The sequence below is a fragment of the Viridibacillus sp. FSL H8-0110 genome (assembly GCF_038003565.1).
Lineage (GTDB): Bacteria > Bacillota > Bacilli > Bacillales_A > Planococcaceae > Viridibacillus > Viridibacillus arenosi.
On sequence record NZ_JBBOPJ010000001.1, the window covers coordinates 3,762,505 to 3,787,177 of the forward strand.

The 24,673-nt window shown below is 34.8% G+C and carries 18 protein-coding genes and 1 other annotated feature; of the genes, 5 read left to right on the plus strand and 13 right to left on the minus strand.

Annotated elements, in window-relative coordinates; genetic code table 11:
- Window positions 1-1,019 precede the first annotated feature (1,019 nt).
- Entirely contained in the window at window positions 1,020-1,991 is a 972-nt protein-coding gene (locus MHH98_RS18790) for a proline dehydrogenase family protein (protein WP_038179812.1), read from the plus strand.
- Window positions 1,992-2,020: 29 nt separating this feature from the next.
- On the opposite strand, the gene MHH98_RS18795 is transcribed toward MHH98_RS18790, so the two are convergent.
- Window positions 2,021-3,343: a helix-turn-helix domain-containing protein gene (locus MHH98_RS18795; protein ID WP_038179815.1), complete on the minus strand. Its 1,323-nt coding sequence runs from the start codon at window positions 3,341-3,343 to the stop codon at window positions 2,021-2,023.
- A 139-nt stretch (window positions 3,344-3,482) separates the two neighbouring features.
- Between MHH98_RS18795 and pruA the strand changes: the two genes are divergently transcribed.
- The gene (gene pruA / locus MHH98_RS18800; RefSeq protein WP_038179896.1) at window positions 3,483-5,030 is read left to right on the plus strand and encodes an L-glutamate gamma-semialdehyde dehydrogenase; all 1,548 of its coding nucleotides are present in this window, start codon (window positions 3,483-3,485) and stop codon (window positions 5,028-5,030) included.
- A gap of 337 nt (window positions 5,031-5,367) precedes the next feature.
- Here the strand turns inward: pruA and MHH98_RS18805 are convergent, their stop codons facing one another.
- A complete protein-coding gene (locus tag MHH98_RS18805) occupies window positions 5,368-5,955 on the minus strand; it encodes a restriction endonuclease (RefSeq protein ID WP_038179818.1) in 588 nt (195 codons plus the stop codon).
- 227 nt (window positions 5,956-6,182) lie between these two features.
- Window positions 6,183-6,434 (plus strand) — a binding site (T-box leader).
- Between the two features lie 69 nt (window positions 6,435-6,503).
- Between MHH98_RS18805 and brnQ the strand changes: the two genes are divergently transcribed.
- The gene (brnQ, locus tag MHH98_RS18810) at window positions 6,504-7,829 is read left to right on the plus strand and encodes a branched-chain amino acid transport system II carrier protein (protein WP_340709314.1); all 1,326 of its coding nucleotides are present in this window, start codon (window positions 6,504-6,506) and stop codon (window positions 7,827-7,829) included.
- 259 nt (window positions 7,830-8,088) lie between these two features.
- On the opposite strand, the gene MHH98_RS18815 is transcribed toward brnQ, so the two are convergent.
- A complete protein-coding gene (locus MHH98_RS18815; protein WP_083671623.1) occupies window positions 8,089-9,063 on the minus strand; it encodes an NERD domain-containing protein in 975 nt (324 codons plus the stop codon).
- Window positions 9,064-9,339: 276 nt separating this feature from the next.
- Between MHH98_RS18815 and MHH98_RS18820 the strand changes: the two genes are divergently transcribed.
- The gene (locus MHH98_RS18820) at window positions 9,340-9,546 is read left to right on the plus strand and encodes a hypothetical protein (protein WP_340713390.1); all 207 of its coding nucleotides are present in this window, start codon (window positions 9,340-9,342) and stop codon (window positions 9,544-9,546) included.
- A gap of 53 nt (window positions 9,547-9,599) precedes the next feature.
- Here MHH98_RS18820 and MHH98_RS18825 read toward each other — a convergent pair whose 3' ends face one another.
- The 8 genes from MHH98_RS18825 to MHH98_RS18860 all read right to left on the minus strand — a co-directional run bounded on the left by MHH98_RS18825 (window position 9,600) and on the right by MHH98_RS18860 (window position 21,305).
- The gene (locus MHH98_RS18825; RefSeq protein WP_038179824.1) at window positions 9,600-10,295 is read right to left on the minus strand and encodes a YqjF family protein; all 696 of its coding nucleotides are present in this window, start codon (window positions 10,293-10,295) and stop codon (window positions 9,600-9,602) included.
- 137 nt (window positions 10,296-10,432) lie between these two features.
- On the minus strand, window positions 10,433-11,278 hold the full coding sequence (locus tag MHH98_RS18830; protein WP_051448567.1) for a ComEC/Rec2 family competence protein: 846 nt from the start codon (window positions 11,276-11,278) through the stop codon (window positions 10,433-10,435).
- Window positions 11,279-11,411: 133 nt separating this feature from the next.
- Window positions 11,412-12,872 carry a 4-hydroxyphenylacetate 3-monooxygenase, oxygenase component gene (hpaB, locus tag MHH98_RS18835; RefSeq protein WP_038179826.1) on the minus strand — a complete coding sequence of 487 codons (1,461 nt, stop codon included), beginning with the start codon at window positions 12,870-12,872 and terminating at the stop codon, window positions 11,412-11,414.
- 671 nt (window positions 12,873-13,543) lie between these two features.
- Window positions 13,544-13,831, minus strand: a complete 288-nt coding sequence (locus MHH98_RS18840; protein ID WP_038179828.1) for a hypothetical protein — start codon at window positions 13,829-13,831, stop codon at window positions 13,544-13,546.
- A gap of 198 nt (window positions 13,832-14,029) precedes the next feature.
- Window positions 14,030-16,465 carry a hypothetical protein gene (locus tag MHH98_RS18845; RefSeq protein ID WP_076034145.1) on the minus strand — a complete coding sequence of 812 codons (2,436 nt, stop codon included), beginning with the start codon at window positions 16,463-16,465 and terminating at the stop codon, window positions 14,030-14,032.
- A gap of 268 nt (window positions 16,466-16,733) precedes the next feature.
- Entirely contained in the window at window positions 16,734-18,536 is a 1,803-nt protein-coding gene (locus MHH98_RS18850) for an ABC transporter substrate-binding protein (protein ID WP_038179838.1), read from the minus strand.
- Window positions 18,537-18,562: 26 nt separating this feature from the next.
- Window positions 18,563-20,053, minus strand: a complete 1,491-nt coding sequence (locus MHH98_RS18855; protein WP_340711607.1) for an ABC transporter permease — start codon at window positions 20,051-20,053, stop codon at window positions 18,563-18,565.
- Window positions 20,054-20,066: 13 nt separating this feature from the next.
- Entirely contained in the window at window positions 20,067-21,305 is a 1,239-nt protein-coding gene (locus MHH98_RS18860; RefSeq protein ID WP_235175676.1) for an ABC transporter permease, read from the minus strand.
- 307 nt (window positions 21,306-21,612) lie between these two features.
- Between MHH98_RS18860 and MHH98_RS18865 the strand changes: the two genes are divergently transcribed.
- A complete protein-coding gene (locus tag MHH98_RS18865; protein WP_076065597.1) occupies window positions 21,613-23,340 on the plus strand; it encodes an ABC transporter ATP-binding protein in 1,728 nt (575 codons plus the stop codon).
- Window positions 23,341-24,067: 727 nt separating this feature from the next.
- On the opposite strand, the gene MHH98_RS18870 is transcribed toward MHH98_RS18865, so the two are convergent.
- On the minus strand, window positions 24,068-24,268 hold the full coding sequence (locus MHH98_RS18870) for a hypothetical protein (RefSeq protein WP_038179848.1): 201 nt from the start codon (window positions 24,266-24,268) through the stop codon (window positions 24,068-24,070).
- Window positions 24,269-24,347: 79 nt separating this feature from the next.
- Window positions 24,348-24,578: a hypothetical protein gene (locus tag MHH98_RS18875; protein ID WP_038179850.1), complete on the minus strand. Its 231-nt coding sequence runs from the start codon at window positions 24,576-24,578 to the stop codon at window positions 24,348-24,350.
- Window positions 24,579-24,673: the final 95 nt, after the last annotated feature.

The following is a 24,673-nucleotide window of genomic DNA, read 5'->3' on the forward strand; positions in this document are numbered from 1 at the left end:
TACTTATAAAGTGACCTATTACCCTGTGTCCCATTATTGATAGTTTATCTGCTAATTATTCGGAAACTCATTAAAGATGGCACTATTTCCTTTGAAGATTCAAAAAAATAGTGTTATTAGTTGAAAATAGTGTTTCCAAGTAATAAACTTCATACAAAAGCGAAAATACGTAGAATGTATGGACTTGATAAAGATATCTGGACAATATTAGATTCAGCTACTATGTATACAAAATTGACAGAGTAACCTTGTCCTATTACCCTGTCAATTCTTCAAGAGCATTGTCTACTCATTTTAATACCTCAACATGAAACTGAATGACGAAAAACGTATGTATGTGCAGTTAGATTCAATCTACTCTTCTCTAATAATTTCAGATATAAACTAGCAAGATCTTCTTATAATTCCCCTTCCATAAATTATCCTTAAATAGTTTATACAAAAGCACTATTTCTTCTGTAACTCTTCTAATTTTTCTATTAATAAATTTTGACCTATTTATTTAAAAACATCCTTAATTCAACAGTCATATCAAATAAATCGTTATAGTCACGCTTATTTTTCTACTAATCCCCTACAAGTCATATCTATTGCAATTGGTTTCACGACCATACATAATTCAATACAATTTAACGGCTCACATTATTATATTAGTATCACATTATAAACTTATGTTTTCTGTAATGAATGAACTACTTTCTTTGATTTACTGAAAAATTTTCAAATTGTAGCAAATGTTTATTAATTTTATTGATTGCTAAGGTAGGTTTCAGATTCAAAAACTAACTAATATAAAAAAATGTATTAGTCTGTTTTGAAAAATCTTGTTTTTTACAAATTTATAATAGGGACTTACTTTATATATCTAATACTCTTATTTTATAACTATTTTTGATGAAATTTTTTATCTGAATTATCTCTTTTGTCAAAATTTATTTTAAAAGAAAACTCTTGCAATTTGAAATTTTATGATATAATCGCTTGGAATTTAGTTCACAAATGATGGGGAGAGATTTTTTATGATATTAAGAGACTTTTTTATGTATTTATCCGAAAATCGCACACTAAATGCAGCTGCTCAAAGATACGGTTTAAAGATGGGGGCACAAAGTGTAGTAGCCGGTACTAATATTAAAGAAACGATTGATAGTATTAAAGAATTAAATAATCATGGTATTGCATGTACAGTTGATAACTTGGGTGAATTTGTTTTTGAAAAATCAGAAGCTATCGCTGCTAAAAATCAAATTTTAGAATTAATTCAAGCAATTCATGATCATGGGGTAGATGCTCATATCTCTTTAAAACCTTCACAGTTAGGTTTAGACATTGATATTGACTTCTGTTATGAAAATTTAAAAGAAATTGTTGCTCTAGCTGATCAATACGGTATTTTCGTAAACTTTGATATGGAGAATTATGATCGCTTACATCCTTCTTTTGAGTTGATGGAGCAGCTAAATAATGAACATCAAAATATCGGTACCGTTATTCAAGCATACTTCCATGAATCTGATGAAAATATCGAAAAATATAAAAACTATCGTTTACGTATCGTAAAAGGTGCTTATAAAGAACCTGCAAATATTGCTTATCAAGATAAAGCTGAAATCGATGCAAAGTATATTAAATTGATTGAGTATCACTTACTGAATGGTAAATTCACTTCAATCGCAACACATGATCACCGTGTCATTAACCATGTAAAACAATTTGTTAAAACAAATAATATTCCAAATGATAAATTTGAGTTCCAAATGCTTTATGGTTTCCGTAAAGATATGCAACTTCAATTAGCAAAAGAAGGCTATAACTTCTGTACTTATGTTCCATTTGGTCGTGATTGGTATGGATACTTTATGCGCCGTTTAGCAGAGCGTCCTCAAAACTTAACACTTGTTACAAAACAAGTTTTCAATAAAAAAACAAATACTGCGATTGGCTTAGCTGCATCAGCATTCATCGTTGGTCGTCTATCAAAACGCAAATAAAAAAATCCCGCTCAAAAGGCGGGATTTTTTTATTTTTTCTCATCAGCATCTTTCATTCGCTTCATGCGATATTGTAAACTTTGTCTTTTCAAACCCAGCTCTTTTGCAGTTTTTGAGACATTACCACCAAAAAATTCAAGTGCCTTCACCACATAATAGTCCTCTACTTCACGGATATATTGGTCGAGTGGGCGGAGATCCTTAACTGTTTGAACGATAAACAATTCACTTTGCACATTATTTTCCTGACGATGAATATCTTGAACCTTCCATCGGAAATATGCTGGTAACATCTCATAAGTAATACTTTCCTCAGTAGTAATAAGAGATGCTATTTCGTCTAATAACACTTCTAGTTCCTTCAAGTTTCCTGGCCAGTCATATGACAAAAAGATTTCTTCCACTTCATCCGTTAGTCCCTGCACAAAAGAGCCAAAGTCTTGTCGATGTCTCGAAAAGTAATCATTCACAAATGGCATAATATCTTCTTTCCGTTCTCTGATTGAGGGAACACGGATTGTAAGTGATGAGAAGAAAAAGTATAAACTTTTCGATAGCTTACCATCACTAATAAGTTCAATAGGGTCTCCACCAATACTAGCTATAAAGACGTGATTCTTTGTTTCATGGATTTTCAATAATTCTACGATTCTTTCCTGTGCTGACATTGATAAATACTCAATCCGTTCACCGAAAAAAGTAATGTTATTATTTTCAGTTATATATTTTTCTAGTTGTGCAATTACTGCTTCTTCGTCTCTTCTGCAAATGAGTGTAATAAACTGCTCATTTGGCATTGAAAGTGAATGGTGTATTCCTTCAGCAATCATATCCTTACCCGTTCCTGATTCCCCTATGAGCATTACCGAAATACGGCTAGTCGCAGCTACTTTTGCTGTTGAAATTACGTTTTTCATTGATGCTGAAACAGCTGTAATTGTTTCAAATGTTAAAGGTTGACCATAACGTCGAAGTGGCTGATACATCATGAATTCTTGTGTAGAAATATCTCTAGCAAATTCTACTGCTCCAAGAATTCTCCCCTCTTTTTCAATTGGCAATATATTATTGATCGTCGTAATTTCCTGCCCTTTTCGATTCCAGAAAGTTTTTTTATGATTCCTAATCGGTTGACCTTTATGTAACACTTGTAGCAATAGACTCTCTTCAGCTTCAAAATTAATAATTTCCCTTGCAGAGCGTTTTTTAACCTCCACATCTGTTATACCCTCAAGCTCTTTCATTTTTTTATTATAAATTACCGGCATTCCATTGGCATCGATTGCACTAATACCGATATCACTCATTTCTGTAATAAATTCATACACTTGAAGCAGACCATTTAATTCCAATTTTATAGACCCCTTTAAGTTTTTTATAATTTTTCGAATATTTTTATTGTAATATGCCAAATGATATTGCATTATTATATATATACTTTTCAGAAAAGTGCAAACTCATTTTGCACCTTACAACTTAGGGGGAGAAAAAATAATGATTCCATACAAACATGAACCATTTACAGATTTCACTTCGAAAGAGCATGCAGATGCATATCAAATTGCATTACAACAAGTAAATGAACAACTAGGACAAGAATATCCTTTAATCATAAACGGTGAAAAAGTAACAACTGAGCAAAAAATCTCATCTTACAATCCTGCTAAGAAATCAGAATTAGTTGGTGTTGTATCAAAAGCTGACCAAGAATTAGCTGAAAAAGCAATGCAAGCTGCACATACTGCCTTTGGGGAATGGCAATATACTCCAGCTGAAGTAAGAGCTGATATTTTATTTAAAGCAGCTGCAATCATCCGCCGTCGTAAACACGAATTCTCTGCTTGGTTAACATTCGAGGCTGGTAAACCATGGAATGAGGCTGATGCTGATACTGCTGAAGCAATCGATTTCCTTGAGTATTATGGTCGCCAAATGTTAGCGATTAAAGATGGTCAACCAGTTGAAAGTCGCGTTGGAGAATTTAACCGCTATGACTACATTCCTTTAGGTGTTGGTGTCATCATCTCTCCTTGGAACTTCCCATTTGCAATCATGGCTGGTACTACGGTAGCAGCAGTTGTTACTGGTAACACTGTACTTTTAAAACCTGCTTCAACAACACCGGTTGTTGCTTACAAATTCATTGAAGTATTAGAAGAAGCTGGACTTCCAGCAGGTGTTGTTAACTACATCCCAGGTTCAGGTGCTGAAGTTGGCGATTATTTAGTAGATCACAAGCTTACTCGTTTCATCAGTTTCACTGGTTCTCGTGATGTTGGTCTTCGTATCAATCAACGTGCTTCTGTAGTAAATGAAGGGCAAATTTGGATTAAACGTGTTATCGCTGAAATGGGCGGTAAAGATACGATTGTAGTAGATAAAGAGGCTGATTTAGAATTAGCTGCTCAATCTATCGTTAAATCTGCATTCGGCTTTAGTGGTCAAAAATGTTCAGCATGTTCACGTGTAGTAATTGTGGATGAAGTTTATGATGAAGTAGTAGCACGTGTTGAGGAATTAACAAAAGCATTACAAGTCGGTAATCCTGTAGATCCTACTAACTATACTGGACCAGTTATTGATGAAGCTGCATTCAATAAAATTACTAGCTACATCGAAATTGGTAAAGAAGAAGGTCGCTTAATCGCTGGAGGTACTGCAGACCAATCAGAAGGCTATTTCGTTCAACCAACAGTATTTGCTGATGTATCTCCTGAAGCACGTATTATGAAAGAAGAAATCTTCGGACCAGTTGTAGCTATTTCTAAAGCTTCTAATTTCGAAGAAGCAATCGCAATTGCTAATGACACTGAATATGGTTTAACTGGAGCTGTCATTTCAAAAAATCGTGCTAACATCGAATACGCACGTCAACGCTTCCATGTTGGTAACTTGTACTTCAACCGTGGCTGTACTGGTGCTATCGTAGGATACCAACCATTCGGCGGTTTCAATATGTCAGGTACAGATTCAAAAGCTGGCGGTCCTGATTATTTACAACTTCATATGCAAGCAAAAACAACTTCAGAAACACTATAATTTTTTCTAAAATATAATAGAAGAAACTCTAGTTTTTTACGCTCGACGTGTGATAATTCATGCGTCGAGTTTTTGTTTTACATAGAATTATTAATGATTAGGATTGCCCGAAATTTTTGTGAAGCGGAAAAATTATTATGATATTTCCGTTGTAATTTGTATTTAAAAATAAAAATAACTTGAGTAATAGTAACATTTGTACCATCGTTCAAGTTATTTTAGAATTATCCATTATTTAGTGTTCAGGATACTAATGTAATCAATGAGATTTCAACATATTATTATTTTCATAAAAAAATCCAATTTATTACAAACATATTTTATTGCGTAGATTGGATTAATCAGTCTTGAGCTCCAGTTTCACATTCCTATTTTTCATATCTAAACTCATCTTGATTAGTTCATCTCTTTCAATCATCCGGACATGATTCTTTTTTGCGAGTATTAAGGCTTGTTTTGTATATGTACTATTCGTAATTACCCAAGCTACTGTTGCATTGTACATCTTAATAGCTGGGATTATCTCCTGTACTGCTTTAACACCGACTGTTTGCTTATATCGCTTTGCTTGTACAACAATAACTTGCTGTTCTTTTTTTAATATTAGATCTGCTCCATAGTCTCCAGTTGCAGATGTATAGGACACTTTGTAGCCTTGGCTCTTAAATATTGTACCAACATATTCCTCAAATTGCCTTCCAGTCATCTTATCGATTTCTTGTATCCCAGATTCCTTCATCTTCTTGTTAAACCTAATAGACCTCCAAATCGAGAATATTATAATAACAATAATACATAATCCAACTGCAACAAAAACACCCGTCAAAGTGTTAGTAGTAAACCAGCCGATTATCGCCGCTATAAGTACTAAGAGTCCCATTAATTCATCAATCATTTTTTGTTCCTTTTTCGTACGATTCCGCATTAAAACCCCTCCCATTAAATCTATTAACAACCCACTCTAATATACCTATTATACCTTAAAATGTAATTTTATTATATTTAATAGTTACTATTTAACTACTAATTATTCTACAAACCTATAAATTAGATACATCCGTGTGTAATAGTACCTTAGCAATTCTCTGAACTATCTAATTCTTCGTTTTATATTGACAATTAAATTTTAAGCTGATAAGCTATAAAACATATCCAAATTCGATGAAGAGAATAAGTACGAATGGACACTTAATCTATAGAGAGTCGACGTTTGCTGAAAGTCGATGTTTAAGTCCTTTTCTGAAATCATCTCCGAGAAGCAAAATTGAACCTGATGTAAATTTTGCCGGCAAATCCTCCGTTACCTTGGGATCACGTATGATAGTACGGTGGCTGAGTGCTGGATTTTTTGTGAACACAAAATTCCGGAATTAGGGTGGTATCGCGAGTAATCTCGTCCCTTTTTATAGGGGCGAGTTTTTTTTGTGCCTATTTTCACTGAATATGGATTACTATTTTGAAGGAGTGAATGAAATGAAAAAATCAACAACTTTATTTATTGGATTAATGTTATTCTCAATGTTCTTCGGAGCCGGTAATCTAATTTTCCCACCGTTTTTAGGCGCTAATGCAGGAACAAACTTTCCACTCGCAATTACTGGTTTTATCGTAACTGCTGTCGGTCTTCCTCTACTTGTATTAACAGCTCTATCTTTTGTTGAAGGAGGAGTACGTTCACTAGCAAGTCGCGTTCATCCTATTTTCGGAATCGTATTTACTATCATCGTATATTTATCAATCGGACCATTTCTTGCTATCCCACGTAATGCAACACTTGCATACGAAATGGGGTTAAAACCTTTTATATCTGATTCTCCTTTTGCGCTAATCGGCTTTACGGCTTTATTTTTCCTTTTAGTATTTTTAGTTAGCTTAAATCAAAGTAAAATGATGGATCTTATGGGCAAGATCATTACACCACTTCTTTTACTTAGCATGGTAATTTTAGTTGTAGTAGGTTTTGTTCGTTTACAAAATGGCGCATTAGCCCCTGCAACAACAGAGTATGCTCAATCTCCTTTCCTAAAAGGTTTTTTAGAAGGATATAACACAATGGATGCACTAGCTGCACTTGCGTTTGGTATTGTTATTTTGACTACATTAAAGCAACAAGGAGCTACTGAAGGTAAAATGCTTCGAAGAGAAATGCTGAAAGCGGGTCTTTTAGCCGGATCTTTACTTGCTGTTGTATATTGCTCACTAGGCTATATTGGTGTGAAAATGGCAGGAACAAGTACATTTGAAAACGGTAGCGACATTCTATCTTCTGCTTCCTATTTATTGTTCGGACAATGGGGCAACTTATTATTAGGTATTATTTTCGTTCTAGCTTGCTTTACTACATGTGTTGGATTGGTGTCTGCTTGTTCAAACTATTTCAATTCATTAGTTCCTAAATTTAGTTATAAGAAAATCTCTTTATTCTTTTCATTGATTGGTTTCGGGTTAGCTAATTTCGGACTTAGTACAATTTTATTGGTAAGCGTTCCTTTTTTAGTTGCTGCTTACTCATTAACAATTGTCTTGATCGTGATTTCTCTTTTCCATCCGTTATTCAAAGGTTCTTCGTATGTTTATATTTCAGCAATGGCACTTACTGGAATCGTTGCACTATATGACGGACTAAAAGCATTTGGCTTCACGTTTGGTGTAGTAGATAAATACATGAGCTATCTTCCATTTGCAGATCTTGGATTGGGATGGATTATTCCTGCTATTGTCGGGACTGCTATTGGATTTTGTCTATACCTGTTTAAGGGCAAATCTCCGGTGAATGTTTCAAGGCCTGTTGGAAAGTGATTCTTTATAGTAGCGACTACCCGCAGTTCGTTGGGTAGTCTTTTTATTTGTAGAATTAATGGATTTGGGATGCAGAAAGTAGGTTGAGTATTGATTGTTGCGCTATCTTTGTTGTTTGTTGCGCTAAGTGCGCTGTTTGTTGCACTATCTCAGTTTTTTGTTGCGCTAACTAGGCTGTTTGTTATTTAGCAGAATATTCACGGCTTTATGTTCAGTGTTTTTCTTGATTTTGTGCATGAAAAACCAGCTTTTGTTGGTTTTATTTTTTGAATAACGGTTGATTGTAATCATAGTGATTGACACGCGATTTTGTACTCCCTATTGAAGTTAAATTCATCTTTTTGAAGAGTCTTGATATTGTAAATTTATCTTCTATTTGTAGAAATTCTCTGCACTCTTTGTTTGTGATGGTAGGTTTAAACAGTTGAAACCAATCGAGCATAGTTTGCTCGAGGATGACTTGCTTCGGTGCTTTACAATTAGAGCAACACTGGCCTCTTCTAGATGAATACTCTACCAGTGCACCACATGGGCAGATCATGCCTGTGTTTAAACTTTCAGGTTGTAGGTTGTATTTGTGACATAGGGGAAAGGGATTGTAGGGCTTGATATGTGTCTTTAGTTGATTGCAAAGCAATCGGAATTCTTCAACGTTGAGTTTGTGTGGGAGAGAGTTAAGCTGTTCTAGAAAGATGGAGATTTCTTTGTTGAACAGTAATTGCACTTTTTTGGGGCGTTTTTTTATAAATGTGTTGGTATTTGGCATGACAATTTTATAGTAAATCGGGATTTCATATTTGTTATTTTGAAGCCAATATTTCAGGCTACATACTGCACGAATAATTTGACTTTGTGGACATTCGTATATTCGTTTTTCACCATTTACTATTTGGACTAACTGATAAGGATTTTCGTGGAATCGTAATACACCTCGCATGTTTTTCACTTCTAATATGCAAATGTAGCTTGGAGTGATAATGAGCGAGTCTATTTGTACAAAGCGAAATTTTGAAACTTGTAATTCAACATTAGGAAAGTAGACATATGGCAGTTTAAAGTGAGTTTCTTGAACGAAATGGTCAACGCGCAATTCACCTTTATAGCCTGCTAAAATACGCTCGGTGTCTTGCCGTATACTGTTGATGACTTGATGATGCGTGTTCGGGACTCGATAAAGGAGCCGATTGAGTGCTTGAATTTGTAGCGGAACAGGTCTTGTAATAATGATGAAGATTCACTCCCTCTCAACTATAGTTAGATAGAATCTATCATAATATGGAAAATATTTCAATAGAGAGTTGGGGATTATTGCGCTAATTCTGCTGTTTGTTGTGTTAAGTGCGTTGTTTGTTGTGCTAACTCATCTGTTTGTTGCGCTATCTCACCTCTTTGTTATTTAGCAGAATATTCACGTCCTACTTTGCCTCTTTTCTCCGTTTTGAGGTAGCTTATTAATGAGAAATTCTCTAGTTTCATCATGTTTTGGATAGTTGCCGATAATAGCTGTTATTTGAGGATTGGATCGCAGCCGATTTTGATCGCTGCTCGAATTTCTGGGATTGTTGTGCTAATTCGCCCCTTTGTTGCACTAACTCATCTATTTATTGCACTATCTTCATTGTTTGTTGCACTATTTCTTCCGTTTGTTGCACTAATTGCGCTGTTTGTTGCACTATCTCAGTTGTTTGTTGCGCTAACTCCGCTGTTTGTTATTTAGCAGAATATTCACGGCTTTAGAGGCTTTAATTTCCCCCTAAAGACATAATGATTTTACGTTTCTTTAACTGGAGGGTAAAGGTAGGCCTTTTTCATTTTGGAGTAGTGAGCGATTGGATAATTCTCTTTGTCATCATATTTTATATAGGAAGCGATTGAATTTTCATGGATGGTATATGCGGCTTTTTGCAAAGTCCATGGAGTGTGGTCATTATCTATTCTGAGTAACTGGTCGTCTATTTTTGTCCAGCTGTGATAACGTTCGCTAAGCCAACATTCGAGTTGACTTCGTTCGATGGGCCCAGAAATTGGTTCATATGAAGCTATTAGTGTTTCGTAATTCGTTTCTATATGTTTACTTCTACTATATAAAGTAATTGCATTTTCGTTCTTTTTCAAAGTAATATTTGCTTGTCTAAAAGGCATAAAGTTTTTATAATTCACTAGTTTTGCGATTAGTTGATTATTGGCATCTATGCTTAAGAAATATACGCCAGCCTTTTCTTTATAAGTGACATATGTGCGGACATTTAATTCTAAAAAAGAACTGATACCAGGTATTGATGGTATAAACCTTGGGCGATTCTCTTTTACTTGAAAAAACACTAAACTGATCCATGCTTTATTGTTAAAGAGCTCGAGTTCTAGTTCTGATGGGATGTATTGACGTAAATCTTCAGCTGGAACTGGCCAATGTAGAAATAATATATCGTGCCATTCTTGGGTTATGATCCATGATCTTTTGTTCATTTCATAACTCCTTTCAATAATTTCACAATGCTTATTATTCCCTTTGATGAATACATTCAAACGAGTAAAAAAAACCTAAACTCTGGAGAGCTGAGGTTTTTTTATGTGAAGCACATAGATTAAGTTTTAAGTCCTTGTTATTGTTGCATACTAATCGAAGTACCATCACTTTTAACATATACGGTTCCGTTTCTTGTGACAAAAACTTTCGTTCCTAATTTCTCCAAGGCGCTAACTGTTTTAGCTCTTTTCCTTCCACTGGTGATGACAGCGAATTTTGGATTCACCATGCTGTAAAATTCCAATGTATTATCTTCAAATTTCCCATGATGTGGGACTTTTAAAAATGTATGCTCAACTACGCTATGTTTCATTATTTCATCCATGCGTTCTTCTTCTGCATCTGCTGTTAATAAAAAGCTGTTGCTTCCATGCTGTACGCTTACTATAAGTGAATAATCATTTTCTATTTTGTATTTACTTTTTTGAGGTGGGTATACTGTGAATTCAGCGGTACCGGCTGTAAAGGAATACGTAGAGGTTAAAGCTTTAGGAGTGATGTGATTTGCTGTAATGGCATGTTTGTACTCTAGATACTGTATACTGCTACGCTTATAATTAGGCGTAATAATTTCTTGGACGTCTACACTATTGATGATTGTATCTGCCCCACCAACATGATCTTTATCAAAATGAGTCAAAATGAGGTAGTCAATTTTTTCTATATTATGCTTTTCTAAATACGCGACAATTTTTTTACCATGCTTGTCTTCTCCAGTATCAATCAATATCGTTTTGCCACCGGACATTAAAAGCATGCTGTCCGCTTTCCCAATTTGAAAAATCGTCATATCTAATAATGTTGTCTCACTACTTGCAGCAGTTTTCGTGTGGAAAGAGGAGCAACTTATTAAAGTCAGAATGATCAGCACTGCTATGTACTGAAACATCAATCTTTTGCTTTTGGACAAATACTGATTCATATCACCACTCCCCTTTTTTCTTCGAATTAATGTACGTGTAGTATCCTCTAAATGAGTTGAATTATGACGTGAAAAAATCCCCTTATCTAATGATGAGGAGATTTTCGTTATTACTATTGGGACTATTCGTACATTAAAGATTATTTAGCTGATTGGTATTAGAATTCAATACTTCCTGTACTCTTTGTACATATGGATTCTTATCATACGTAAAATATAACTGACTAGAGAGCCTAACGGGATCACCAAAGAACAGTCTTTCATATAGTGTTTGTCGTGTGCCGAAAGAGCTCATAGTCATATCCCAAGCTAGACGGAATATTTTAACGCGATTTTCTGCAGTGTCAGCCTTCGATTGCAAATATTGATCTAAATCTTTTCTTATACTTGATTGGAATGAATTTTCAGTTGGGATTGACATTAACCCGCTTGCTCCCAAGATTTGAATGATTTCAGCAAATCTCGGATAGACCTTAGGAAATACATTTATAGATATTTGTAACGTTGTACGATCTGGTCTCATAACGCCCGATTCATCCAACTTGGCTTCTGCTTCTGACTTCATGACCAGTGCTTTCATTGTTTCCAATGCAACAATAATTTCAGAAGCCTTTTCTTGAACATGTAGGTATTCACCGATATTAATGGTATCGATAATTGATTGTACTACTCCCAAAACAAATTCAGTTTTTATAATCTGTCTACATGCTACTTGATGCAATGCGAAAGGTTGGAAAGCACTAGCCATCATAAAGTTATTGGAAACATCCAAATTGTTATAATAAAAAACGCGCTCCCAAGGAACTAATACATTATCAAATACCACAATCGTATCCATTTCATCATAACGAGAACTTAATGGGTAATTAAATGTTGAATCTCCCCCAACAAAAGACTCTCTGCATAGAAATTTCAATCCTTTAGTGTTACTTGGTATCGAAAAGGCAAACCCCTTTTCCTCCTCCAATATTCCAGCAGCCGACATCACTAATAATTCTTCAGTAATGCCACCCTGTGTTGCTAGCAACCGTGCACCTTTTACAATAATACCTTCATCGTTACTATCTATTACTCTTGCAGCAATAGGCTCTGTTGTAGCCTCCAAATAATATTGCCCTCTATTTACCTGAGGGTCCACAAATGTATGTGTTATCGATATATCATTTTCTCGTGCATACTCATAGAACCCTCTTAAATTTTCAGGAAAGCAGTTTTCTTTCCCTTCTAAAAATTGAGCAGATGATGCAAACGCCATTAACGTTGTATTCATATAATCTGGACTTCTGCCCATCATTCCATTATTTGATTTTGCCCATTGTTGAATCATTTCTCGTCTTTTAGCTAAATCCGCTTTCGTTTTAGGTTGTAGATAAGACAGACCTACTGGGTTTCCAGTAGATGGTGATGGATATGTGAGGATACTTTTTAATAAATTATCATGTTGCATCTCATATAATGACGCCTGACTTTTCATGATTCCCTTGAAAGCAGGGTGCTCGGAAATATTACCTGTCACTTGCTTACCATCAACCCAAACATTTGTTTTCAGCTTGTTAATTCGGTCAATATATTGTTTGCCGGTTATTGCTGTCATACGCACACTCCTAAATTATACTCGCTAATGGTGAAATAGCTGTATGGTTATATACATTCAACTATTTCTTTAGTCATATTTTATGAATATGACCTAACTATTGTTACTGTCCGGTTAAGGAACTCCTAATTTCAATAACTTAATAAGGAAAAAACTATTCAAAGAAAAATTATCCTCAACAAAAAAGTCCCCTAAACCGAAATTATGGGGACCATTTGGATGTTGTGTCCAAATTAGTTATATTGTTGTCCAACACGTTCTACTTTATATCCATCTAAACCTTTTACTTCATAATCACCTAGGTATATCATTTTATCATCTGTATATACCGCTACTTCTTCCTCAAGTTTGTTTTAACTCTTGTTTTTTTATCATTATAAATTATCACGAACAAAAAACTATCAGATTTATAAATACCTATATATATCCCGAATACTGTATAAACAACTTTTATATACCACTTACCATATTCGATAAACATTCATTTAAAAAGCAAAAAACCCCCTAATAGAGTATGTGGAGGTTTACTTTTTAATGATTCTATTTTTTTTACATTCTTTTTCACTAATTACATAGCCTTATTATTCTTGCAGTCAGTTTATGTATTAGTAATCGTATAATTTTAATAATGGAAACTTATCATTTCCACACAAGTAGATTGAATGTTTGTCCTACTTTTCGCTTTTTCTTCGTCTTGTAATAAAATGATGGTGGGTTTTAAACCCTTTCCATTCTTTCATATGCATATGTAAGTCTTTTCGTTGAAGTCTCGTTTCAGTTGTTTCCATATCAAAAGTAGAATTGGTCTTCATAGTGTCATCAACAATAAATATTACCGGGAATTGAAATAATTTTCGAACTAAATATATCATTCTCTGCTCATTTCGATCTGCCTCAATTATATGGACTGTTATTTCACTAAAATCGATTATTTCTTCCCCTTGATAATAGTACTTCACTTCTCCCATCTCCTTTTTAGAAATTTTATCCCCTCTCTTAATTTATCATAAATAGTAAAAAATAACTATTCAATATATATATTTTTTTAGTTTCGCTATATAAAGTAGGCATAATGTTATTGTTCCGTTATGATTTTAATTGCCTGAAAATAAAACCCTCCAAACCTTAGTTTGAAGGGCTTGCTTGTAGTTGATTGATTATTTTAATTCATTGTATTTTACATTGAATTCTTTTTCTAAATCTGATTGATTAGCGTAGCCTGCTCCGGCTGGGCGCTTTTCTAGTACGAATTTTGCAACTGCAGTTCTATTCGTAACACTCAGTCTTGATAATTTCACATTTAAAGAATCCATTTCGTATAAAGCAGCAAGCATACCATCTATATCTGTTACACTATTGGCTCTTTCAAAAGCAGTTGCTAGATCTAAAACATTTAAAGTAGCCGTAGCAGGTACAATGAGACTATCCGAAGAAATCGCTTCGATATTCACCACATCTGCAAGATTTGATTTAAGCGTAAATGTGATGCTTCCGTTGTTCCCCATTGTTAATAATTGACTGTTATCTGCACTTCCAGGCGTAATAACTTTATTTATACCGTTTGATAGGATCACCGTAGCAAATGTTGACTTAAATTCAAACGTAACTGTACTGCCGACTTTAGGTGCATATGGTAGGCCGTTTTGATCTACAGTTTGATAATTTAGTGTCACTGGCATTTCCGCTGAAATTGAAGTTACATCCTCACCATTTGCATTGACGAATTTCATACTAGCTATGCTTACAATTGCTTCGTTAAAGTAAGTAAGTGGTGCTGTTTGTTGTAAATCACCATCATCTAGTTGGCCAGTTCCCGCATTTGAAGCATTATCGATAAATACTGTTGGAATAATATAAGAATCTACTTTTCTATTAATTACTGTAAATGCTACAGTACCTTTTTTATCCGTTACTAATGTGTAATTACCGTATCTATCTGGCGTTATTAGTTTATTGTCTTGGAAAATATAAGCTGTTTCTGCGTCGCCTTTTAATGCTACTTTAACAGGAATTTTAGCGGGTGCTTTATTGCCTGCTAAGTCCGTTATCGTTGCTACATATTGGCGGCCACCAAAGTTTGCCGCATATGTATTACCAACTACAACATTTTTGACTGTCGAAACGTTTGAAGCATTCTCTGTTCCAAGCGCTTCAACATTTAAGATCATCGAATGCTTAATGTCAAACTTAACTGTTGATCCTTTTGCTTGTAGTTCTGCCGCATCTAATCTTTCTAACGAATCATTACCATTCGCAAATACTATCGGTGTTACAGATGTACTAGCACCTGTAATTGTAAAAGTTCCTTCACCTTTAGCATTAACATACACTTTTGCTCCCGCTTGAGTCGTTGCAGTTTGATAAGGTGTTGTCTTATTACTCTCTACAATCTGTGCTTTGCGATTAATCTTATCTGATGTTACATTCAAGTTTTCGGCAAATGTAACATTGACGTATTTACCTTTTGTATCACTTGATACATCTACTGGATTGACGTTCACTTTATATACTTTTTTAGAATTATTGGCTACTGTAGATTCCTTTGTCACATCCGTAATTCTTAAACGTTCAGAGTCACCCCAATAGACTTTTGTTTCGGATGATTTCACGCCAGAGTTTACCGATGAATATGCATATACAGAATCTTGAGTAAAGACATGCTGTATGTAACTATATTTGGCTACACCATTTTCGTCTGTCAGAACTTCGACAGTTGTTTTTTTACTTGTATCCGCTGCATTTCCAATAGTAAAAGTTACTGGAATATAAGATTTTGACTGACCATTCTCTACGTCTACTTGTGCCTCAACTGTTACTTGAGCACCTAAAATTCCTTGAAGGGAAGCATTTTTTAGTGAAACCTTTGTTGGCATTACTGCAGAGACTCCTACAAATTCTGGTTGTTTAACGCCATCAAGTGCTACTGTATACTTTCTGCCAGCTTGTTGTGCGGATGTTGTTAATACAACCACTTTGTCATCAGTTGCTTTAATCGCAGCGTTTGTCACGATTAAACCTTCAATGACAAAACGTCCAGCAGTAATTTCGCTAACCTTTTGTGCATTTTCAAATGTGACTTCAATCGTTGTGTTATTAATCACTTTCACTGCATTAACTGTAGTTGAAACGACAAATCCGTTTTTATATAGTTTTTTAGTACCTTGATAAAGAACTACACCATTTGCCACAGTACCTTTTACATACAGTTTTCCAGAAGCGCTTTCAATGCCTGTGAATTCTTTACCATTTTGATATAATTTCTTTCCGAATAATCCATTCCCTTTTTTCCCTGCATTGTAATATACGTTTTTATAGAGACCTGTTCCTTTTATCCCTGCTTTGTAATACGTTTTTTTATAAAGTCCCGTAAATTTTTTACCGTCTTTGTATAATACACCTTTGAAAGATTTATAACCTTTAACAGCTTTACCTGTGTTCACTGAAACTAATTTACCTTTTGTAATTGTGACAGTCGCAGATTTAGCGAACGCTGTATTGGTATCTTCCGTTACTGCAAATGATCCTGTTAATATCGCGGCTCCGATAGCGAAAGAAGCTACAGGCTTAACGAACTTTAATCTAAATTTCCCCATTTCTAAAATCCTCCTTAATAGATATCACACACTACTTTCCATTAGGAATAGTATATCAAAATACCCAATAATAGTATAATAAAGGTATTTTTAAAAATTCATGGGTTTTAAATTCAGGATTGATGTTAGATTGTATAAAAATCATATAAATGTGATGCCAATTTTATCTTTCAAGCATTTTACTAATATTTATATCAATATACTATTGAAGACAAATTTAAAATCCCCTAACCAAAAAGATTAGGGGATGATTTGTTAAGTGAAATTGTTACTTCTCACTTTGGTATTCTTTTAATAATTCTTTTGCTTTGTTGTTATCTGCCTCTAGTTTTAAACCAGTTTCTACAAGAGGGCTCAACGTTGAAACAGCGTTCATTTTGTTGCCTTGGTAGAAGTTTTTAATTTCTTCTTGATTAATCGAATACAAGATTGATTGGCGTAATGCTACACTCTTAGACACATCACGGTCTTTCATATTAAAAGCAAGATATGCGACACCATTACTCTTGTTTTGTTGCAATGTAAGTTTGTCGTCTTTCTTCACGATATCGTATTTACTTTCTGGAACGCCATTTAAAATATGAATTTCACCGTTACGTAATGCAGACAATGCGCTTTCTGGATCTTGAATAAATTTCACTGTTATTGTTGAAATTTTAGGTTCATATTCTGTGCCTTTCATGTAAGCAGGGTTTTTCACAAATTTCGCTTCGTAATCATTTTTAGAAACTAAGATGTAAGGTCCGCTTGCATAAAGAGCATTATTGTAGTCTTTTCCTTCAGTGATTGTTTTTTGATCACCATACGCGATATCTTTGTTAACATCATATTTTGCTACATCATACGTGTTAATACTTTCAACTTGTTTCTTAGAAACGATACCAGCAGATTGATGTGCTAAGTAATTTAGTACTTGTGGGAATGGCTTTTCAGTCGTTACTTTAACAATTTGATATGCGCCAGAGCCGTTATTTGCTTTTGTTTTATCTCTTACTAATGTTGAAATCTTTTTATCTAAACCTTTTTCTAATTGTTCACGAACAGTCGATTGACCATCTGTTGTTTTTACATCTAATTCTTTTAAGTCGCTTACGATAGAAATGTCTTTCATGCTTTCATGAAGACTATACGTACGGTGGTCAGGTACTGAGTTTTTATCTTTAGCACGATCAAGTGAGAATTTTACATCCTCTGCTCCAACGCGCTCACCTGAGTCAACTGCTTTTTTGTCTTTAACTGATGCGAATTGAATGTCATCACGTAATAAGAAGTAATAATCTTTACTGCCATCTGCAATCGCGTGATTTAATGACAATGAGCCATCTGATACAACTTCATCATCATCCGTTAAATTCACCAAGCGTACATACATATTTGTATTTAATGTATTGATAGAACCGTCATTTCCTTTAATCGGATCTAACGAAGTTAATGCACTGATTCCTTGTTGAGCAAGTAAAGGTTGTGATGCGTTTTTAGCCTTATCTTTGAATGATATTGCTTCCCAAACTGCTGCTCTAGATTTTGGTAAGCGTAAAGTTTTTTCATCAATTACTTGGTTGTTAACGCCTTGTGCTTTATATGAAGTATAAAGTGGGGCAATATAAGCTTTATCGAACACTACTAACTGTTCTAATTCTTTATATGTTTGTGTGTATTCTTCTTTTAATTGCGTACTTGCTTTCTCTACTAATTTATCTGCTTCTTCATCGGCAAATAAAGTATTGTCACCGTCAGAGGTAAATAATGAACGAACAGCGTAATCAGGGTTACCTGTTACAGTTGTCCAGCCAGTTAACGCTAAATCGTAGTTGCCGGCATCTTTTTGCGCAGTGAAACTACCGTAATCAGGTTGAATGTTTAACTTCACATTAAATCCATTCTTTGTAAGTTGGTCACGCAAAATATTTAAATCATCTTCACCTGTGCTCATGCCTAAAATTTCAATAGACGTATTTTTTGTCTCTGAAGATGGTTTTGATTCATCTTTTTTAACATCGGATTTTGTATTAACACATCCTGCTAAAACGAGTACTACTGCCGCTAAAAAAAGTACTAATTTCTTTTTCATTTAAATTCCTCCATACATAATATTTATCAATCCAATTTTGGATCTAAAGCATCTCTTAACCCGTCCCCTAAGAAGTTAAAGGAAAGTACTAATAAAATAATGGCTATCCCTGGGAAAATCGCTAAATAGGGGTTGGTTTCAAGATACATGCTTCCTACTTTTAAAATATTGCCCCACTCTGGAATATGTGGTTCCACGCCTAAACCTAAAAAGCTTAGACTGCTTGTAGCAATCACTGCTCCCCCTATAGTTAGGGTTGCTTTGACAATCATCGGTGCAAATGAATTGGGTACTACTTGTTTAAAGATGATTTTCCAATCTTCTTCCCCTAATGCCTTTGCAGCCTCTACAAACTCTAAATTGGATACCATCATGACATTTGCACGCATTGTTCTTGCATAGGTAGGAATGGATCCTACACTTAAGGCGATGATTAAATTGACTGTATTTGCACCAAATGCGGCAATAATAGCAATCGCTAGTAAGATACCAGGAACCGCATACAGAACGTCTAAAATACGCATGATGACGTTATCAATTGACTTGTTGTAATAGCCAGCAACAGCACCTAGGAATCCACCAATAACTAATGGAATAAGTGTTGATACTACACCAACAATTAATGAAATACGTGCGCCATAAATAATTCGGGAAAATACATCTCGCCCGAAATTATCCGTGCCAAATGGATTAGCTAAACTTGGCTCTAATAACATAGATTCATAATTGTTTTCTACAGCAAATTCATAAACAAATGTACCGTAGCTAGCAATTGAAATAGCAAATGTGAAAATTACAAATAGTAAGCCTAGCATTGCTGTAAAATTCTTTGTGATTTTAGACCAGATCTTATTCCACTTATCAATCGTGGACATATCTCGATTTGTACTTTTTAATAACACGCTATACCCTAAAATAAACCCAAATATATTTCCAGAAAACCCTGTAATGATTAAAGCAATACCTAACCATTTAAATGCAGGTTTAATATGACGGTCCGTATCCAGCTTGCCGAAGATCACTACAGCTACGACATCAAAGATGATTAATAAAATAAATACAGCCATTGAAAGTAAAAACATATCTGAGACATATGGTTTAAATAGATTTAATAATGACACAGAAACAATTAACAATTGAGTCAGCAACATATAGTAAGAAAGCGTATATTCAATAGAAGCTTTGCGACGTAACATTCGGAAGGCGAAGGTTGTCGTAAAAACGTTTCCCACTAAAATAGTTAGTAAGTTTACTGCACTCATTAACCTTGTTCTTTTTTGAATATCCCCCGTATTTAGTAAATCTCTTTTCATACAAACTAGAATAATAGTTTGCCAACATGCTATTACTAAATAAGCAATTGTCAAAGAGCCCCAAACTTTGTTCCATGTTCCCTCTGTAACATCAAAGGCATTCACTAGAAAAACAAGTACTAGTGCAATTGAAATAACTAAAACAAAGAGTGCATGTTTATACTCTTGCGATCGTTTTAAAGCAAAATCCTGTTGTATTGTCATTTCATACACCTCGTTAAGTATTTTTCATTTGCGATCGAATTCTTGGATTTAAGAAAGCATATAGAATATCAACTGCTAAATTTACAATCGAAATCGTGATAGCAATGTAGACAACTCCCCCTAATATAGAAGGAATATCTGGAACGAATTGTTTATCTACGATATAACTGCCTAAACCACTAATATTAAATACTTTCTCTGTTACTGCTGCTCCGCCTAGCATGCCACCAAATTGCAGTCCGATAATTGTAATAATAGGAATGATTGCATTACGTAAAGCATGGTTGATAAATACTCGACTTGGCTTTAAGCCCTTCGCCTTCGCAGTCACAATATACTCTTCGTTCACTACTTCTAAAATGGAGGATCTAGTCATTCTCGCAATAGACGCTGTTAACCCTGTCCCTAATACAATTACAGGCATTATGATTGATAACCAATCACCTGGAGAATACGTAGCTGGTAATATGTGCCACTTTATAGAAAAGTTCAAAATGAACACAAGTCCTTGCCAAAAGTTAGGAATAGATAAGCCAATTAAGGCGATAAACATAAAGCTATAATCCCAAAATGAATTGGGCTTTGCTGCCGATATCATCCCAACTGGAATCGCTATTACTATAGCCATTAATAATGACCAAAACGCGATCGTTAGTGTGACAGGGAATTTGTTTGCAATGCTTGCCATTACATCTTCATTGCCTGTATAGGAATAGCCTAAATCTAACGTCAGAATCCCTTTTGTCGCATCCCATAACTGCACCCAGTACGATTGATCTAACCCATATCTATGATCAAACTCTGCTCGCTGCTCAGCTGTTGCTGATTCTCCTAAAATATTTGCTGCTGGATCAGCAGGAGAAAAATGCAAAATAGAGAATACAAAGATGGTAACCGATATAATTACAAAAATAGTCATCACTAATCGTTCGAAAATATAGCGAACGAGCGGCCTAGCATAAATCATTAAGAACAAATACATAAGAATACCTGGTATAAAACTCACAATAACAAAGTTTCTATTTTGTAAGCATTTTGCAAAGAAATGCTGATAATTTGTATTGCTTTGATCAGTTGTTTCTAATTCAGCTTGCGCCATTTTCAACACACTTTCATTTGCAAGCTTTGTCGCTTCCTCCTGCATTTCTTGTTGATGGATGGGTTCATCGAAATATAGCTTTTTACTTCGATATTGTTCCTCATATCGATGAATCAGTTCACTATATGTAGAAGATTTTTTTATCTTTTCCATATGCTCAAATAGCATTTGCTGATATTGCGTGCTCTTATATTTTGTTTTATAAAGGCACCACATGACGATATGAACTGGTAAACCTAACAAAAATATTATGTACTTATAAAAAAGGAGAGAGCTTAGATTGCTATAAACATTCTCTAAACTGCCTTTTATCCGTTCATTTTTTATTTTCAGAAAAATCACTCCTTTAATCTTGATTATTCCTAGTAATTTAGTATACTATTAGAAACAAAGTATAAATTTTATCGTATTAGAAGTCAACATAATTATTTTAAATTTTCAGTAAATGAGGAATTATTATATGGATAGTATTTTAAAGGTTGATAACTTACATATTTCATTTGTCTCAAATCACGAAGTTTTTGAAGCGGTTAAAGGAGTTTCTTTTGAATTACATAAAGGAGAGACTTTAGGAATTGTCGGTGAATCTGGTTCTGGAAAAAGTGTTACTGCACGATCCATTATGCGTTTACTTCCATCTCCACCCGCTTTAATGACTGACGGCTCTATTGAATTCTCAGGAGAAACGATTTCTAATTTTACTGATCACGAAATGGAAGCAGTTCGCGGAAAAGAGATTAGCATGATCTTCCAAGATCCAATGACATCTCTGAATCCAACGATTAAAGTTGGCAAGCAAATAGATGAAATCCTCACAAAGCATCAGCAACTTACTTCTAAAGAAGCGAAAAACAGATCAATTGAAATGCTGCAACTTGTAGGAATAAAAAATGCTGAAGAACGTTACAATCAATATCCACATGAATTTTCTGGGGGAATGCGTCAACGTGCCATGATCGCTATGGCTCTCGCTTGCCAACCAAAACTACTCATTGCTGATGAGCCAACTACTGCGCTAGATGTAACTATACAAGCTCAAATACTGCGCTTAATGAAAAAAATGCAACAGCAATTTGGTACTTCAATTATTTTAATCACACATGATTTAGGTGTTGTTGCCGGTATGTGTGACCGTGTCGTCGTTATGAAAGAAGGCCAAATTGTTGAATCAAATACGACTGAGGAGCTTTTCGCTTCTCCTCAACATCCATATACCAAGAAGTTATTGAATGCACTTCCCCGTATGGATGAAAAGAAAAAACCTAAAGAGAAGCTACATTTACCAGCAGATATTAACCCTGATAAACCACTGATTGAAGTACAAGATTTGAATCAGGTATTTCCACTTGGAAGTGGTCGTACTTTAAAAGCTGTAGATTCCATTAGCTTTTCAATCCAACCTGGAGAAACATTAGGTCTTGTTGGTGAATCTGGTTCCGGAAAATCGACTACTGGGCGATTGTTATTACAGCTACAAAAAGCTACACATGGGGAAATTTTATACAAAGGTATGGCTATTAATCGATTAAATAAGAAGGAAATGAAACAGCTGCGCAAAGAGATTCAGATTATTTTCCAAGACCCTTATGCCTCTTTGAACCCGCGCATGAAGGTGTTGGATATTATAGGTCAGTCTTTGGATATTCATCAATTATGTAAAACAAAAGCTGAACGACTTGCACGTGTAGAGGAATTGTTAGAACTAGTTGGCTTACAAAAAGAACATGCGATGCGCTATCCACATGAATTCTCTGGCGGGCAACGTCAAAGAATTGGTATTGCGCGAGCTTTAGCTGTTAATCCAAAATTTATCGTTTGTGATGAGCCACTATCTGCACTCGATGTTTCTATTCAGGCTCAGGTTGTCGATTTACTTAAGGATTTGCAAGCAAAGCTTGGCTTAACGTATTTGTTTATCGCACATGATTTGTCGATGGTAAAGCATATTAGTGACCGCGTTGCCGTGATGAATGCAGGGAAAATTATTGAACTCGCAGACAGTGAAGAGCTTTATAGCAACCCGATTCATCCGTATACGAAATCATTATTAGCTGCTGTACCCGTTCCTGACCCTTCTATTGAATCAAAGAAATTAAAAAAAGAAGCAGTAGAAGTACAAAATTATGATTTCAGCCAAAGTACTTTGCAGGAGGTTAATCCTGGTCATTGGGTACTTTCAAGTAACTAACACTTTATAAAAATACGTGGCCATATAAATGTATGGCTACGTTTTTTATTGTGCTTTCTTGCTAAAGGGAAAATATTTAAAAATGAATCATCTTACTATTAGAGTTTAAATACTCTTGGAATAATAAATTTATAAAGTACATTATTTGTTGTATAGAAATAGATAAGACCGTTGATTTCCGCTACGGTGGACGCTTTCCGCGGTCGGGCGCCAAGTCGCTTCGTCGCTACGCTCCTGCAGGGTCTTGGACTGTCCCGCTTTTCCCGCAGGAGTCGCCACCTTCGCTCCAATCAACTACACATGTAATATAAATAAATCTTTAATGTTATAGAAAATAATAACAAATATTAAAAGAGATTAAATTGAAATGATTGCTTTGTATCCGCTAGTACTTTAAGAACATCTTACGGGGAAAATTGAGGATACTCTGGATAACCTTAAAGGTCTAAAAAAGTGTCCATGCAGGAGATGCTTACTTTTGTTGCTATGAATTTAAAGAAATTCGCCAATCGGACTTGGCAAAGTCTAAAAACGGTATAAAAGTTAATACTCTAACAGTATTTTATCTATAATAGAGAATTTTAAATAACCAAAATATATAAAATAAAAAAAGACATTTAGGATGTGAGCATTTTGAATGCCTTTTGTCGACAACCTGAAATCCCTAACCTCTAAACAGATTAGGGATTTCAGTGTACCTATTGTTTAATCTATCATGGTTTCACAATTAATTTGGAAACTGGTTTTGATTTTTGCTTTTTACTTCCTCACTATTCGTATCACTATACTTTGCCGTACCTAATCCGCCAGTTTTTGCAAGCACTGCTTTTATTTCATTGTAAGACAAACCGAACTCTGCATTTTTTCTTTTTACTTCATCAATATCTGTTCCAGCAGACGTAAAATTGCCCCCGTTGTTATTATCCATAAAGACACCTCCATTTTGGTATGCCTTTATGTTCCCTCAAGGACAGATTATTATGAGTGAAATGTATGGATCGCTGAAGTCAGTTTACCGTTTTTTTACTCTTGTCGATTCTGTGATATTCGGAAATTTGAATTACCCGAACATTACTTGTATGTAACTCATGATAGATACCTCTACTATCCGTAAACGTTACATACTGTTCTCTCTCACTTTGAATTAGTGCTTCCGCTTTTTCTTGAGATTCCACATGGATAAACCTTCTAATGTAATGCTCTTCATCAAAGAAGTACGTTATTTTGAATTCTTTCATAATTGTTCTTCTCCTCAAGTGTTTTTCCTTATTATTAAATTTTTATTTTTTACTTCTTCTCTAGGTTATCCAGAATGAAACACTTAACTCCATTT